We start from the raw sequence: 15,282 nt of genomic DNA on the forward strand, positions 1-15,282 counted from the left end.
TCAGTCTTCCCGGACGGATGCTGCGGCCGCAAACTTGCGGACCTCGGCGTCGCCCCACACGTGTGCGGGAACTCCGCCGCCAAGAAGTTCGCGGGCCAGGGCCGGCGACTGCGCAATAGGAACGTCACTACCGGCGATGATCATGTTTCCGTAGCGCCTGCCCTTGAGCATTGCCGGATCGGCGATGATCGCCAGGTGCTCGAATTGTGCACCGATAGTTGCAGCTTCGGCGCGCGCTCCCTGCAGGTCCGGGGTGTCGCCGCAGTTGACGAGGTAAATTCCTCCCGGAGCGAGGACGCGTCGTACGTGCGTGGTGAACTGCGCCGTGGTCAGTGGCACCGGAGTTGTGCTGCCGGCAAAGACATCTCGGATGATGATGTCGCGCGTCGAATCGGTAAGGGTCTCGGTGACCGCGCGCGCTTCGCCGACGCGGATGCGCAGCAGCGGTGCGCGTGGCAGGTCGAACCAGTCGCGAACCAATTCGGCCAACGCACCGTCGATTTCGACGACAACTTGACGGGCGTCGGGATATGTCGCGGAGAAGTACCGAGCCATCGAACAGGCGCCGCCGCCGAGATGGAGGACTCGCAGACGCTCAGTGGTGTCGCGTTCCGAATCGACCAGGTGGGCGATCCAGCGCATGTATTCGAAGTCCAAGGTCTTCGGGTCGGCCAGGTCGATGTGCGAACTGGGAACACCGTTGATCTGCAGAATCCACCCCGTGTCCGAGTACTGATCACGAACAAGTTCACACGTACCGGTGTCGATGGGGAAGACGCCGGGGACGGGTCCGTCGTCTCGGCGGTCTGGGGTGGTGCTGCGAGTCTTGGTCTTGCGCGTTCCTTTGGCCACTGCACCCACTCTAGGCGCTGACCCTCTAGTGGCAGGTCCCGAGTTGCGTGCCCTGCTCGGTGCCGTATCGATGACCGTGGCCCGCGGGGACGTCGAGAGAGGCGAGCATGTCCACGCTGGTCTGAAGGAAACTGACTGCCGGAATCCACTGCGGCATCGGGGCGTCCTGGACTGCGTGGCTCAGGTCCGGCGGCGTTGTCATCAGGGCAGGCGACCACCACACCACGGGATCGGAGGTGTTGGCCAGAACGGTCGTCCCCTCTACTCGGGTGGCGCCGGCAGGTGGTCCGGCCCAGAGAACGGCGCAGAGTTGCGTCGGAAGGGTCTCCGTCAGGGCAGCGCTGCCGCCGACGGCGCCAAGACTCTGTCCGTACAGATAGAGGTCGGGGCGATCAGCGGCGGGAAGTTCCGCGATGCGTGTGGCGACAGCGGTCAGCAACGTCTGTGCCGATTCCTCGGCGTCGGAGCGTTGAAACAGAAATGCCGCCCAACTCGGTGCAGCGGAGTATTGCTGACCCACGATCGCGACATCACTGCCGAAGCGCTGCTCGATACCGTCGACGGCCCGAGTATCGATCCACCCCGAACCGGTGGGAACAGCCACAACGACGGCGCTGCGGGTAAATCCGCCGACGTGAGCAAGTTCGGCTACCGCATGGTCGGCGCGCGATCGCGCGTTTGGTCCGGAGTCGAGATCGGCATAGACACGCACCGAATCGGTGCCCGCGGCAAGGAACTTCTGCCCTTCCACTGACTGCGCCGACGCTGTGGCGATACCGCCGAATGCCAGGTGGAGTCCGAAAGCGCAGATCGCTGCGATGCCCAGACTGCGGGCAAAACCCAGACGGTGCAGCACTTTCCGGATTCCGGATGTCACTGCTGTCAGGATCAGTACGGTCAGGGCGGCGATGCACATGACTTCGACCCAGTAGCGAACTCCGATCGGCGGCGCTCCCATCGCAACGCGAAGTGAGTTCTGCCAGCCGTTGGCGGAAGTAGCGAACATCGCAACCACGGCGGTGGAAACGACAGCGGCTCGCGCCCGCCAGGATCGAGTGTCGACCCGCCGTGGTCCTGTTCGCAACGCCGTTTTCTGCAATGCGGTAGTCAGTGCCCAAGCGACAAAGATTCCCGCCGCCATGAGTACACCACTGAAAAGTCCCTGCAGCACCGCGGTTCTCGGCAATAGCCCCGGCGCCAGTGACACCGCGGCCATCGAACCCGCGGCAACCGTTGCCGAGATGCGGGGGAGTGGAACCGCTCCGATCCGAGCGAGCGACGACGGGTGGACGGTGTCGAGAACGCTCATGCTGCAACAGCTTTCGGTGAGTAGGTGCGGGCCGGGGCAGAACGCCGCGGCCGGAGGAAAGTGAGCCCGAGTGCGGACAGACCGAGCACACCCGCGACGGCGAATCCGAAGCCGGATTCCTGAACCGGTGTCAGGTAGTTCTGACGCCACGAATTCCCGTTCACGGCAGTGACGGCGATGTCGGCCATGGCAAAGCAGTAGGACCGCGACGCCGGCGATTCCCGCGTGTCGCAGGCGTCGTGCATTCGCCGGTCGAGTTCACCGTCGAGTGCTTGCCTTGCCCATGGGCCCAGTTCAGCGTCGTGGAAATGCGAGTAGCGGAGTAGGTCGTAGCCAAGATCGTGGGCCTTGCAGGCGGAGTCGAACTCTTCGGGAAGGGGTACGGGAGACGAGCAGGCACCGTTCGGATTGGCGAGATAGCCATCGACGACGACGGGTTCGTAGCCGGAGAACGCGGCAAAGTCGCGCGGCACGGTTGGTGTGGCGTCAGAGGTGACCGCTGCAACGGCTTGTGCTGCAAGGCGATTCTCCGGCGCTGCCGCCTGTGCGTCGCGGGGCGCGGCACTGATGGTGACCGTCGCCGCTGCGACAACACTCAGTGCTGCCCAGGTTGCGCTCGTCTTTGCTCGTCTGATCCGCATGCAGTCGACGCTATGAACGGTGGGCGCATCCCGGCATCGCTCCGCAGAGTGGTTTGTCCGGTGTCTGGGAGTGAGAGAAACCCTGGATGACTGATACTGCGGAGTTAGGGGTTTCTCACTCCGCAGTATGACGACTTTCGAGGGTTCGCTTCCTAGGCTGGACAGGTGATGAAGGCAGGAAAGATGAAAGTGGCTCAGGCGCAGGTGACACGCGCGTCGCGGCGGTTGACAAGGGATCAGTTCGCGAACATCGCTGTAGTTGTCGTGACGTTGATTCTCTTTTCGGTCGCCTGGCCGACGTTGCACCTGACACATGCGGTGTCACCGCCGATTCAGCCGTTTGTCGCTGCGTTGGCCGCGTTTCCCTTTGTCTTGATCCGAATCAATCCCGCTCTGGGTTGGGCTGTTTCCGCGATTTCGGCGTTGGTGATTCCACACGTATTCGACCTTGTGCCCGGGTACGAGTATCCCTGGCAGGTTGTTCACATCATGGTGATCATGGCTTTGCTTGCCGCAGTCAGCCTGACAGCCGCTGTACCGGTGGTGGGGGTGGCGTGGATCTCGACGGTGCTGTTGTTCTTCGCCGAGACTCCCGGTCAGGACGGTGCCGGCTGGGCGGTGGGCCTGACCGCATTGGTGGTCTTCTGTTTTCTGATTCGGTGGCTCGTTCTTTCACGGCGCGCGCTGGCGAAGCAGGAAGAAGTAAATGAAGTCGAACGTGCGCGCCGAACCGTGTTGGAGGAGAAGGCCCGGATAGCCCGCGAGCTGCACGACATTGTCGCCCATCACATGTCGATGGTGGTGGTGCAGGCGCAGAGTGCGCCGTATCGACTCGGCGACGTGACGCCCGAGATCCGCGCCGAGTTCGATTCGATCGGTGAGACGGGGCGCGCCGCGCTCAACGAGATTCGTGGATTGTTGGGTGTACTGCGCAGCGACGCCGAAGCCACCCAGGTCGCGCCGCAACCGGGAGCGCTGCAACTCGACGAGCTACTGGCAGGCAGTGCCCGCGCGGGAATTCCGTTGGTGTGGAACGTTGACGGTGATCGAACACGCGTGTCTGCGTCGACGGGTCTTGTGGCGTATCGCATCGTGCAGGAATCGATCACCAATGCCGTCCGGCATGCGCCGGGCAGTCAGATCGAAGTGTCCGTCGAGTTCGGCCCCGCATCAACGCACGTTCGGGTCGCGAATGGACCGTCTGCGGGTGGCAGTGCCTCGACTCCTCCGGATACCGCCGGTGGCAATGGAATCCGTGGAATGGTCGAGCGAGCGTCAGCCGTCGGCGGAATGGTTGACGCAGGGCCGCAGCCGGGCGGCGGGTTCGAGGTCCGCGCCGTGCTGCCGACAGCGGGCGCCTAGGCTGTCGGAGTGCCCATCACAGTATTCATCGCCGACGATCAGGCAATGGTCAGACAGGGATTCGGAGCTCTGCTCGCCGCGCAACCCGACATCAGCGTTATCGGAGACGCCCCTGACGGCAAGGTCGCGGTTGCCGAAGTAGCGCGTCTGCGTCCCGACGTCGTGTTGATGGACGTCCGGATGCCGGAGATGAACGGCCTCGATGCGGCGCGCCAGATTCTGGCAACGGGCGCAGAGCCACCGGTTCGGGTTCTCATGCTGACGACGTTCGACATCGACGACTACGTCTACGAGGCGCTGCGTATCGGTGCAAGCGGTTTCATGCTCAAGGACGCTCCCGCTGAGGAACTGATCCGGGCGGTGCGCGTCGTCGCCGAAGGACATGCGCTGTTGGCTCCGACGGTGACACGTCGGTTGATCGAGGAAGTGACGAGTAGGCGAACACCGGCCCGTGTCCGTTCCAGTGCTCTCGACATGCTGACCCCACGCGAGCGTGAAGTGCTCGAGCTGATTGCGCGTGGCCTCTCGAACATCGAGATTGCCGAGCACCTGTTTGTCGCGGAACAGACGGTGAAGACTCACGTCGGCAAGGTGCTGTCGAAACTGGATTTGCGTGATCGAGCGCAGGCGGTTGTGGTCGCATACGAAAGTGGACTTGTCACACCGGGCTGATGGCTGGCCGCGATCTGAAAAGTGACAATCCTGCGCCGCTGCGCGTGCTGGGGGAAGATGGACATCAGATCCTGAACCACCCAACTGTTGAGAGGTGCTTTTTACAATGCGAATCGGAGTCCTCACAGGTGGCGGCGACTGCCCAGGGTTGAACGCGGTTATCCGTGCAGTGGTTCGCACGTCCGACGGGCGGTACGGCAGTACCGTCGTCGGTTTCCGTGACGGCTGGCGTGGTCTGCTCGAAGACCGCAAGGTTCCCCTCGCTGCCGACGACCGCATCAATCGCATCCTCACGCGCGGTGGAACCATTCTGGGCACTGCACGCGTCAACCCCGACAAACTCCGGGCCGGACTCGATCAGATCAAGCAGACTCTCGACGACAACGGAATCGACGTCCTGATCCCGATCGGCGGCGAAGGCACACTCACTGCGGCCAGCTGGCTCGCGGAGAGTGGTGTTCCGGTGATCGGAGTTCCCAAGACGATCGACAACGACATCGACTGCACCGACGTCACATTCGGTTTCGACACCGCGCTCGCCGTTGCCACCGACGCCATCGACCGCCTCCACACCACAGCGGAATCGCACCAGCGCGTCATGCTGGTCGAGGTCATGGGCAGGCATGCCGGCTGGATCGCACTGCAGGCCGGATTGGCGTCCGGTGCTCATCTGACGTTGGTTCCGGAGCAGCCGTTCGACGTCGACGAGGTGTGCGCGATGGTGAAGAAGCGTTTCCAGCGTGGTGATTCTCACTTCATCTGTGTCGTTGCCGAAGGCGCGATGCCCGATCCCGCTTCCATGACCTTGCGCGAAGGTGGCATCGACGAGTTCGGCCACAAGATCTTCACCGGCGTCGCCCAGCAGTTGGGCAACGAAATCGAGCGCCGCATCGGCAAGGAAGTTCGTACGACGGTTCTCGGCCATATCCAGCGTGGTGGCACACCGACCCCGCACGATCGAATCCTCGCCACCCGTTTCGGCGTTCACGCCACCGACGCAGCTCATCGCGGTGATTTCGGCCAGATGGTGGCCCTGCACGGTACGTCCATCGACCTGGTTCCGCTCGCCGAGGCAACCCGCAAGCTCAAGACCGTACCCAAGGAGCGCTACGAGGAGGCGGCCGCATTCTTCGGCTGAGCGTCCGGCGCATAAACTAGTCACCATGACTGCTGTCGATGCGCCCGACATCCTCGATTACGACGAAGTGCTGACCAAGTACGAACCTGTGATGGGTATGGAGGTGCACGTAGAACTCGGCACCGCTACCAAGATGTTCTGCCCGTGCCCCACCGAGTTCGGTGCCGAACCCAATACCCAGGTGTGCCCGGTCTGTCTGGGCCTGCCCGGTTCGTTGCCCGTGGTGAATGCTGCTGCCGTCGAGTCCGCGATCCGGATCGGTCTTGCGCTCAACTGCTCCATCACGCCGTGGGGTCGATTCGCGCGCAAGAACTACTTCTACCCGGATCAGCCCAAGAACTACCAGATCTCCCAGTACGACGAGCCGATCGCAACCGAGGGCTACCTCGACGTGATCCTCGACGACGGCACCACGTGGCGCGTCGACATCGAGCGCGCCCACATGGAAGAGGACACCGGTAAGTCCCTCCACGTGGGTGGCGCTACCGGTCGTATCCACGGTGCCAGCCACTCGCTGCTCGACTACAACCGTGCGGGTGTCCCGTTGGTGGAGATCGTCACCAAGACCATTCACGGTGCCGGTGAACGCGCCCCCGAGGTCGCCCGCGCGTACGTCACGGCGCTTCGTGATCTGCTCAAGTCCCTCGACGTCTCCGACGTCCGCATGGACCAGGGCTCGATGCGATGCGACGCCAACATCTCGCTGAACCCGATCGGTTCCACCGAACTGGGTACTCGCACCGAGACCAAGAACGTCAACTCCCTCAAGAGTGTCGAGGTCGCAGTCCGCTACGAGATGCGTCGTCAGGCCGCAGTGCTCGACGCCGGGATCGAAGTTATCCAGGAGACGCGTCACTTCCAGGAAGCCGACGGCACCACCTCGGCCGGTCGACGCAAGGAAACCGCGGAAGATTACCGCTACTTCCCGGAACCCGACCTCGAGCCCGTAGCACCCAGTGCCGAGTGGGTCGAAGAACTGCGCGCCACGTTGCCCGAGTTGCCCTGGATCCGCCGCGCGCGAATTCAGAAGGACTGGGGAATCTCCGACGAGGTCATGCGTGACCTCGTCAACGCCGGTGCCATCGAACTGGTCATTGCCACCACCGAAGCCGGCGCTTCGCCCGAGGCTGCTCGGTCCTGGTGGCTGTCGTACCTGTCCCAGCAGGCCAACACCCGCGGCGTTGAGCTCGGCGCTCTGCCGATCACCCCGGCGCAGGTCGCACAGGTTGTTGCCCTCATCGACAGCGGCAAGCTCAACAACAAGGTCGCTCGCCAGGTGGTGGACCACGTCCTCGACGGCGAGGGGGACCCCGAGCAGGTTCTGGCGGCGCATCCCGAACTGGTTGTCGAACGTGACGAGACCAAGCTCAAGGCTGCTGTCGACGAGGCGCTCGCTGCCAACCCCGATATTGCAGACAAGATCCGCAGCGGCAAGGTTCAGGCCGCCGGAAAGATCGTCGGCGATGTCATGAAGGCCACCCGCGGCCAGGCTGACGCGGCGCGGGTGAAGGAACTTGTCCTGGAGGCGTGCAGCTAGTCTCGCCGATCCATCGAGGTGGATTCTTCTTTGATGCCCGGCCGAATCGAATTCGGCCGGGCATCAATGTTTTCCGGGGGAGCTGTCTACAGGCCGGGGACGACAACCGCGCGGCCGTTGAGCGTTCCCGCAGCCAAACGTCGATATGCTTCGGCTCCGTTGTCGAGACTGAAGGTCTCGACTGCGATGTCGAAAATACCGGTGTGCGCGAGGTCGATCAATTCGATCAACTCGTTGCGGGATCCCCAGTACGGAACAGTCACCGAAGCCTCGTACGGGCTTTGGAAGAACCCAACTTTCGCATGCGCCTTGCCGTCGCCGATTCCGACGATCGTGACGTCGGATCCGATGCCGGCAACCGCCATCGCGGTATCGATGGTGGGCTGATAGCCGACGAAGTCGAGAACCAATGCGGCGCCCTGACTTCCGGTGATCTTGCGGACGTTCTCGGCCGCGTCCTTGTCGGACAGGACGACTTCGTGAGCACCCACCTTGGTTGCCAGCTCGAGCTTGTCGGCGCTCACGTCCAATGCGATCACGGTAGCGGCCGAGAGGTGGCGCAGAAGTTGAATGGCGACGTGACCAAGACCGCCGGTTCCGATGACAACGGCGTACGAGCCGCCGCGCAGTTTCGGTAGAGAACGCTTGATCGCGTGATACGGCGTCAAGCCTGCATCGGTCAAGGGCACCGTCTTGACCGGGTCGAGGTCTCCGATCGGGACGAGGTGGCGAGGAGAGTCGACGATCATGAACTCGGCCAGTGCGCCGGGTGCGCCGAGTCCGGGTGGGTGGATGCCGAGTTCCTGTGCGCGAGAACAGTAATTCTCGAGTCCTTGTGAGCAGTGCCAGCAGTTTCCGCAGCCCCAGGGGCCGTAGACCACGACGTTGGTTCCGATGTCGAGTCCTTCGACGCCGTCCCCAACCGCTGCGACGCGGCCTGCGCCTTCGTGACCGAGAGTGAGCGGCAGGCCGTAGCTGTACTGCTCTTCCGGCAAGCTCATGATGAAGTCGTCCGAGTGACAGACGCCGGCTGCGGTCACTTCCAGGAGTACTTCACCCGGACCAGGTTCGGGTTTGGGAATCTCCGTGAGTTCGGGTTCAGCGCCGATTCTCGTGTACTGGATTGCCTTCATTCCGACTCCTTTGCATTTGCGCGGTGATTAGCCCCGCTAACAAAAGGATACGCAAACCTGCTCAGAATGGCGGTGGATCGTTACCGTAGTCGACGGGTTTGTGAGGTCTGGGTATTCGTCGGGTTGTCCGGCGTTGGCGTTCGGCCCGGATGCGGGCAGCTTTGTTCTCGAGTCGAGTTCGCCGCCGGGTGCCGCCTTCCGGTGGCGGTGGTTCCTGCCTTCCTGCGAGTAGCCCGGCCGGTCGGGTTCGGTAGCGATGCCCGGTCTGCGAGGTCAGGGTGATACTGCGATCCGGATTCGGGGCGAGCTGCCAGGATCCGGAGTGCTTGAGGCGGTGGTGGTTCCGGCAGAACGCACTCAGATTCGACGCCACCGTCCGCCCACCGCGGGCGGGATCAGTGTGGTTGAACGGAACTCGGTGGTCGAGGTCGCAGTTCCAGGCCGAGACGTCACAGTGCGGCCATTGGCAACTGCCCGACAGCACCCGCAGCCAGGTGTCGAGTGCGGCGCCGGGGCGGTACACAAACGCCGAGGCGGGCTCAGGATCTTCGGGTACTCGCACTTCGCGCACGGTGGCGTCTTTTGCGATGTCGCGGGCATGCTCGGCGCTGATCACGCCGTATCCATCCAAATGGGCCGGCTCATCCGAGTTCGTATCCAGAGTGGTTTCGTACATAACCACATGCACCAACGGCCGACGCACAACGATCAGACCACTGCGATCCTGCGGGCAATCATCCCGGCCGCAATCGCACACCAACACCGTCGACCCACTCACCAGCACGCCCAATGCGTCCGCGCGGCGCTGCTCGTAGGTTCGGGAATCATGGCGGCACACCGACATCGCCAACTCCCGCAACCGCCCGTCAAACGCCCGAGCCTGCTCTGCCGGAATACTGCCCAGGATGCAGGCCATGCCGTCTTCGGCGGCACTGACGCCGACGAACCTGTCGGTGAGGGCTCGGCGTCGGCGTTCCCGTAGTCCTTCCGGATCGATCCGCGCGACGATCCGGTCGATCGCCGCCGTCAACCGGCTACCTGTCAACCCGGTCCCGCCACTGACGGGCGGTGCCAACACCTGCTCGAGGAGTAAGCGTTCGACCTCGTCGATCAGCGCGTCGGAGACGTTCGCGGTCGCCGACTCGATCAACGACACCCGGTAGAAGTCGAGTTCACCGCGCGCCATCGCCGCCCGCGTCCGATGCAACCGCGTCCTCAAAGCAAACCCCAACCCGATGAGCTTCCCCGCCGCAGCCCGCCCCATCGTCAAGACCGCACCGACCTCGGATTCGGCCAACTCGTGCGCCGACGACGTCCACGCACCGCCCTCGACATGCTCGGCGCTGCGGCGGGTGAAGAACTCCGCCACCACCGCCAGTTTCCGCTCGACCAGCATCGCCTCACACGCATGCAACTCGGCCATCAGATCAACGAGGGCACAATCGGTTTCGGTACCACTCAGCTGCGCCGAGCTACCGAAAATCCCCACCCCCGGATCGAACATTCCTCCACCGTAATCGAAATCCTGTTCGAATTCGAGGGGTTCTCGAGATCAGTCGGAAAAGTCCGAAAGATAGTCGAGTATCAGTCGACGCCGCCGCCACCACTGGGCATGGGAATCTTGACTACCTTGTCGTCATTCGGGCCGGGTTCGCCCGCAGTCTTGTTGGCGGTGCTGACCCACAGCAGTCCGTCCGCGCCCAATGCGAGTCCTTCGAGTTGTCCGTAGGTGTCCTTGGCAACAGCGGACGGCGGTGTCGTGATGGCGCCGGTGCCGGGGTCGGTTGCCAGTGAGGCCACGGCTTTGCCCGCACCCAAAGCAATTGCGACAACTCCTTGAACGGCCACGCAGCCGCCGACTCCCGGGCGGTCGGGCCACGTCCACGCCGGTGCCGTCACGGTGCCGTCCGCGCCGACTCGTTGGAGACGGTCTTCGAGTGCGGTGCGATCGGTGACCCAGGTTGCGATGCCGGGGTCCACGCACACGCCGCCGCCGTTGCCGATGCCGGACAAGACAACTTCGGGGCGTGGGGGAGCGGGATTGGGTGCGAGTGATCGAACGCGAAGTAACTTGCCGGCCAGTGATGCGGGATCGTTTGCGGCAGAGGGGTTTCCGGAATCGCCGGTCAGGACCATGAGTTGATCGGGTGCGGCAAACTCGAGGGAACCTCGGTTCCCGTTGGCGCCCCGAGGAATTCCACCGAGTACTACCTTTGCGGTGTCGCCCGGCGCTATCCGGACCACACGATTGTCTGTGCCCGTAGTGACGTACGCGTAGATCAGGTTGTCTTCGACGAAGGTGGGGGACAGCGCAATATCGAGCAGTCCGCCGTCGCCACTTCCGTCGACGTCGATCTTGGCCACCTCGACGGGGATCTGGCCGGGGGCGACCTGCAGTATCCGGCCGGTTCGGCGTTCGGCAACCAGGCCCGAGTTTCCGTCGGGCAAGGTAAGCAGTCCACCGGTGGTGTCGAGGCACGTGGCGATGACAGCCGGGTCGGCATCCTGACACGGGCCGAGGGGTCCGGTGGGTGCTATCGGCGGAGCGGTAGTCGTCGAGGGTGGCGGGTTCTGCGGGGCAACTTCCGCGTTCGATTGGATGGTCGGTTCCGGAGTGAACGGGCTGGCTGTCGATTCGTCGAAGTCGGCGCAACCGGAGAGGACGGACGCAGCGAAGGCGAGTGCCAAGGTTGCCGATACGGTGCGTCGTGTTCTGCGCGACGCGTTGCGTCCACCCGTTGTCATGGTGAAGACGTTACGTAACCGATGCCCTGCGCCGCCACGCCGGAGTAGGTTCCCCGACGTCGTCGTGCAACCGCTTTAGGCTCTCCTACGTGACTGACGAGCGAAAAGACCCCAGCGAACTGTCGGAACCCGGCGTGGCGACGGGCAAAGTGTCCAGTCCTTACGACTCGCCGACGGAGAAGTTTCCACCGGTGAATGCCGGCAATTCGTTACCGCGAACCGACGACGATCTCGATTTCGGTTCAGCGCAAGCGAATTCCGTGACCGAACAAATCCCGACATATCGTCCGGGGTCACTTGATAAACCGACTGAGGTGCTCACACGCGATACTGCGTACGAGATGCCGGCCGATCCGGTGGCGGTTGCGGACCCGATTCCGGTGACCGAGGAGCCGCGTCCGAGTCGAGGAACGTTGGATCTCGGACTTCTTGCGCTCCGGTTGGCGGTGGGCGGCACCGCGTTGGTGCATGGCTTGCAGAAGTTGACGGGTATCTGGAACGGCCCGGGGCTGGGCGGTTTCGAAACGATGTTGGCTGAGGCGGGATTCGAGCAGGCAAAGTTGTTGGCCATTCTGGGTGCGGTCGGCGAGGTTGCTGGTGGCGCCCTGCTGATCCTGGGTCTGTTGACCCCGATTGCCGCAGCGTCGGTGCTGGCCGTGATGATCAATGCGTGGGCGCTGCGCCAATTGGCCGAGCCCGGCCTCGAGTACTTTGCGCCCAGCGGAACCGAGTACGAGATGCTGTTGGGGATCTGCGCTGGTGTCATCATTCTCACGGGGCCTGGGCGAATTGCGCTCGATGGCCGTCGTGGTTGGGCGAAGCGGCCTTTCATCGGTTCGCTGGTCGTGTTGATTCTGGGTATCGGCGCCGGCGTGTGCACGTGGATCTTCCTGAACGGGGCGAACCCGCTCATTTGATCGGATGCAGAACTGAATCAGGGGCAGAACACAGCAGCCGTCGCCTTCCGAGTAGGAAGGCGGCGGCTGCTGTTTATCGATCTGGGGTGATCAATCCTTGACGAGCACCGGCGCAGCATTGGCGGCCGGGATTGCCGTGCCGTCCTTCAGCTTGCGGCCCAGTACCGATTTGCGGTGACCGTAGGCGAAGTACACGACAACGCCGATCGCCATCCAGACCACAAATCGAATCCAGGTTTCGACCGACAGGTTGAGCATGAGCCAACCGCAGGCGAGAACCGCGAGAATCGGAACGAACGGTACCCACGGCACGCGGAATCCACGCGGCAGATCGGGGCGGGTGCGGCGAAGGACGATGACGCCGACGCAGACGAGCACAAAGGCGAACAGCGTGCCGATGTTGACCATCTCTTCGAGAGTTCCCATGGGGAAGAAGGCTGCGAGCACTGCGACGATTCCGCCGACGATCAGCGTGATGCGCAGCGGGATGCCCTTGCTCGTGGTCTTGGCAAGCTTCCGGGGCATCAAGCCGTCACGGGACATGGCAAACAGGACGCGGGTCTGGCCGAGCATCATGACCATGACCACGGTGGTCAGGCCGGCGAGGCCGCCGAAGTTGATGGCAGTTTGTGCCCATCCGATTCCGTTGGCTTCGAAGGCGGTGGCGAGCGTGGCGCTCGAGTCGCCGACGAGGGGGCTGCCGTCCTTGAGTTCGGTGTACTTGACCATGCCGGTCAGAACCAGCGTGACAGCGACGTACAGGACGGTCACGATGGCGAGTGAGCCGAAGATTCCGCGTGGCAGTGACTTCTGGGGGTTCTTCGTCTCTTCGGCGGTGGTGGCGACGACGTCGAATCCGATGAAGGCAAAGAAGACCAGGCTGGCGGCGGCCAGCAGGCCGTAGGCGCCGTAACTGCTTCCGCCGGCTCCGGTGAGCCAGGAGAACAGGGTCTGGTGAATTCCGCTTGCCGTGCTCTCAGCGCCTTCGGCGGGCGGGATGAAGGGAGAGTAGTTCTCCTTCTTGATGTAGAACGCACCGACGACGATGACAAGAAGTACAACCGCGATCTTGATCGCGGTGATGACGGCAGAGACTCGGGACGAAACCTTGGTGCCGATCGCGAGAATGAGCGTGATGGCTCCGATGATGAGCAGTGCGCCCCAGTCGAAGCTGATCGATCCGATGTGGGCTGTGGTGCTCCCGCTGGCTCCGATCACGTTGCCGAGGTACAGCGACCAACCCTTGCCGACCACCGCGGAGGCGAGAGCAAATTCGAGGATGAGGTCCCAGCCGATGATCCAGGCCGCGAATTCGCCGAAGGTGGCATACGAGAATGTGTACGCGCTACCGGCGACGGGAACGGTCGAGGCGAACTCTGCGTAACAGAGGGCTGCGAGCGCACACGCGATGGCTGCAAGAACGAAGGCCAGTGAGATCGAGGGGCCCGCTACGTTGCCGGCTGTTCTGGCGGTGAGGGTGAAGATACCTGCGCCGATGACAACGGCGACGCCGAAGACCGTGAGGTCCTTCGCGGTCAGTTCCTTTTTGAGCTTGGTCTCAGGCTCGTCGGTGTCCGCGATCGATTGCTCGACGGATTTGGTGCGCCATATGCCGACTCCGGGCATGTATTGCTCCTTGATTGATTCCCGGCGACCTTGTGGGGGACGGGAGGTGGCTGACAGTTGTCGAATGTGATGTGGGTCTCATTGACTTGATGAGAGAACCATTGGTGAGCGCAGTGCGCAAGTCGCGGCCACTGAACTGAATAAAATGATCACTTCACTCGCCATCAACCCCCCGTACTTGACTACATTGATCAGCTGGTCCCGTGCACACTACGGGAAGTGAATTCGATCACGAACGTTCTCCGTCAATGCGTCCGAATTGTCCGCAGCACCAGAGCATTCCGGCTGGTCTCCCGGCGCGTCGAGTCGAGCAATTTCAGTACCTGTCGGTCGGTCTTGCTATCAATAAGCCGTAGCCCGCGAAGCTCGCGGTACCCGACTTGAAGGAGATCGTGATGATCCAGGCCCACCTCGACGCGTTGCACGGGCTTCCGGCCTTCGACTTCCCGGCTGCCGACGCGACGGATTCTGCGTTGCCCGCTGCCGGTACTGTGGCGTGGCGCATCTCGGTGGAACCGTATGCGGACGACTCGGAGGAGTTTTCCGATGCCTGGGATCGGTTTGTCGAGAAGGTCGACCTGTCAGCGGTGCAGGCTCTGATCATCGGCCAGTGGGGTGAGTCGTACGAGGTCAACTCGTCGTCGATCGTGGAACTGACTGTCGGGCAACGTCACCGGTTGACATCGCTGCGCGCGCTGTTCCTTGCGGATATCACGCAAGAGCAGCAGGAGATTTCCTGGATTCAGCAGTCCGATGTCACTCCCGTCCTCGAGGCGTTTCCGGAGTTGGTCGAATTCGGCATTCGTGGTGGCACGGAATTAGAGTTCCCGGAAACGCGTCACGCTGCGTTGCGCCGGTTGACCATCGAGTCGGGTGGACTGCCCGCCGCGGCTGTCCGCGGCGTGGCATCGAGTAGCTTTCCCGCTCTCGAGTTTCTCGATCTGTGGCTCGGGACCGAGGGTTACGGCGGAGACGCTGATGTCGATGATCTGGCTGTCATTCTCGGCGGCGCGAAGCTACCGTCGTTGCGTCACCTGGGATTACGTAACAGTGAAATCCAGGACAGCATCGCCAAGGCGATTGTCGAAGCTCCGATTCTCCGCCAATTGACCACATTGGATCTCTCGATGGGCACACTCTCGGATGACGGTGCCGCAGCTCTCCTTGCCAGTACGGCTTTTTCAGGTCTCGAGTTCCTCGACCTGCATTACCACTTTCTCAGCGACGCCACGGTTGCAGAGTTGACCAGGCATTGCGCCGAGCTAGGGGTGCGGGTCGATCTGTCCGATCAGACCGAGCCGGATGAGTACGACGACGAGATCTCGCGATATGTCGCAGTCTCCGAGTAAT

At 62.9% G+C, this 15,282-nt stretch carries 13 protein-coding genes; 6 read left to right on the top strand and 7 right to left on the bottom strand.

Translation table 11 applies throughout. From position 1 onward, the window contains the following. The 3 genes from FFI94_RS10975 to FFI94_RS10985 are packed head-to-tail and all read right to left on the bottom strand — an operon-like array spanning position 1 to position 2,802. A complete protein-coding gene (locus FFI94_RS10975; protein ID WP_138872969.1) occupies positions 1-852 on the bottom strand; it encodes a spermidine synthase in 852 nt (283 codons plus the stop codon). Between the two features lie 25 nt (positions 853-877). Then, entirely contained in the window at positions 878-2,161 is a 1,284-nt protein-coding gene (locus FFI94_RS10980) for an alpha/beta-hydrolase family protein (RefSeq protein ID WP_144298284.1), read from the bottom strand. Then, entirely contained in the window at positions 2,158-2,802 is a 645-nt protein-coding gene (locus FFI94_RS10985) for a hypothetical protein (RefSeq protein ID WP_138872971.1), read from the bottom strand. Before FFI94_RS10985 ends, FFI94_RS10980 begins: the two co-directional genes overlap by 4 nt. A 183-nt stretch (positions 2,803-2,985) precedes the next feature. Between FFI94_RS10985 and FFI94_RS10990 the strand changes: the two genes are divergently transcribed. The 4 genes from FFI94_RS10990 to gatB all read left to right on the top strand — a co-directional run bounded on the left by FFI94_RS10990 (position 2,986) and on the right by gatB (position 7,511). Then, a complete protein-coding gene (locus FFI94_RS10990; protein WP_138873726.1) occupies positions 2,986-4,164 on the top strand; it encodes a sensor histidine kinase in 1,179 nt (392 codons plus the stop codon). Positions 4,165-4,173: 9 nt separating this feature from the next. Then, a complete protein-coding gene (locus FFI94_RS10995; RefSeq protein ID WP_138872972.1) occupies positions 4,174-4,836 on the top strand; it encodes a response regulator transcription factor in 663 nt (220 codons plus the stop codon). Between the two features lie 106 nt (positions 4,837-4,942). Then, positions 4,943-5,974 carry an ATP-dependent 6-phosphofructokinase gene (locus tag FFI94_RS11000; RefSeq protein ID WP_033233152.1) on the top strand — a complete coding sequence of 344 codons (1,032 nt, stop codon included), beginning with the start codon at positions 4,943-4,945 and terminating at the stop codon, positions 5,972-5,974. Positions 5,975-5,999: 25 nt separating this feature from the next. Beyond that, positions 6,000-7,511, top strand: coding sequence for an Asp-tRNA(Asn)/Glu-tRNA(Gln) amidotransferase subunit GatB (gatB, locus tag FFI94_RS11005; RefSeq protein ID WP_138872973.1), 1,512 nt, complete (start codon positions 6,000-6,002; stop codon positions 7,509-7,511). A gap of 86 nt (positions 7,512-7,597) precedes the next feature. Here the strand turns inward: gatB and FFI94_RS11010 are convergent, their stop codons facing one another. From FFI94_RS11010 to FFI94_RS11020, 3 genes are all read right to left on the bottom strand, one after another. Then, positions 7,598-8,644 carry an NAD(P)-dependent alcohol dehydrogenase gene (locus FFI94_RS11010; RefSeq protein ID WP_138872974.1) on the bottom strand — a complete coding sequence of 349 codons (1,047 nt, stop codon included), beginning with the start codon at positions 8,642-8,644 and terminating at the stop codon, positions 7,598-7,600. Positions 8,645-8,705: 61 nt separating this feature from the next. After that, positions 8,706-10,148, bottom strand: a complete 1,443-nt coding sequence (locus FFI94_RS11015; protein WP_138872975.1) for an HNH endonuclease signature motif containing protein — start codon at positions 10,146-10,148, stop codon at positions 8,706-8,708. A gap of 80 nt (positions 10,149-10,228) precedes the next feature. Further along, entirely contained in the window at positions 10,229-11,389 is a 1,161-nt protein-coding gene (locus tag FFI94_RS11020) for a sorbosone dehydrogenase family protein (RefSeq protein WP_138872976.1), read from the bottom strand. 89 nt (positions 11,390-11,478) lie between these two features. Between FFI94_RS11020 and FFI94_RS11025 the strand changes: the two genes are divergently transcribed. Beyond that, entirely contained in the window at positions 11,479-12,306 is an 828-nt protein-coding gene (locus FFI94_RS11025) for a DoxX family protein (RefSeq protein ID WP_138872977.1), read from the top strand. A 90-nt stretch (positions 12,307-12,396) separates the two neighbouring features. Here the strand turns inward: FFI94_RS11025 and FFI94_RS11030 are convergent, their stop codons facing one another. Continuing rightward, positions 12,397-13,932 carry an amino acid permease gene (locus FFI94_RS11030; protein WP_092808555.1) on the bottom strand — a complete coding sequence of 512 codons (1,536 nt, stop codon included), beginning with the start codon at positions 13,930-13,932 and terminating at the stop codon, positions 12,397-12,399. Positions 13,933-14,327: 395 nt separating this feature from the next. Here FFI94_RS11030 and FFI94_RS11035 point away from each other — a divergent pair, with 395 nt between their 5' ends. Beyond that, entirely contained in the window at positions 14,328-15,281 is a 954-nt protein-coding gene (locus FFI94_RS11035) for an STM4015 family protein (RefSeq protein ID WP_185993176.1), read from the top strand. The last annotated feature ends 1 nt before the right edge of the window (position 15,282 follow it).

It is taken from the genome of Rhodococcus sp. KBS0724 (assembly GCF_005938745.2).
In the GTDB taxonomy this organism is placed as follows: Bacteria; Actinomycetota; Actinomycetes; order Mycobacteriales; family Mycobacteriaceae; genus Rhodococcus_F.

Excerpts from the sequence above, each read along its gene's own strand:
- FFI94_RS11010 (WP_138872974.1), bottom strand. The coding sequence starts at position 8,644 with ATGAAGGCAATCCAGTACACGAGAATCGGCGCTGAACCCGAACTCACG.
- FFI94_RS11000 (WP_033233152.1), top strand. The coding sequence starts at position 4,943 with ATGCGAATCGGAGTCCTCACAGGTGGCGGCGACTGCCCAGGGTTGAAC.
- FFI94_RS10980 (WP_144298284.1), bottom strand. The coding sequence starts at position 2,161 with ATGAGCGTTCTCGACACCGTCCACCCGTCGTCGCTCGCTCGGATCGGA.
- FFI94_RS10990 (WP_138873726.1), top strand. The coding sequence starts at position 2,986 with ATGAAAGTGGCTCAGGCGCAGGTGACACGCGCGTCGCGGCGGTTGACA.
- FFI94_RS11030 (WP_092808555.1), bottom strand. The coding sequence starts at position 13,932 with ATGCCCGGAGTCGGCATATGGCGCACCAAATCCGTCGAGCAATCGATC.
- FFI94_RS10985 (WP_138872971.1), bottom strand. The coding sequence starts at position 2,802 with ATGCGGATCAGACGAGCAAAGACGAGCGCAACCTGGGCAGCACTGAGT.
- FFI94_RS11035 (WP_185993176.1), top strand. The coding sequence starts at position 14,328 with ATGATCCAGGCCCACCTCGACGCGTTGCACGGGCTTCCGGCCTTCGAC.
- FFI94_RS11020 (WP_138872976.1), bottom strand. The coding sequence starts at position 11,389 with ATGACAACGGGTGGACGCAACGCGTCGCGCAGAACACGACGCACCGTA.
- gatB (WP_138872973.1), top strand. The coding sequence starts at position 6,000 with ATGACTGCTGTCGATGCGCCCGACATCCTCGATTACGACGAAGTGCTG.
- FFI94_RS11015 (WP_138872975.1), bottom strand. The coding sequence starts at position 10,148 with ATGTTCGATCCGGGGGTGGGGATTTTCGGTAGCTCGGCGCAGCTGAGT.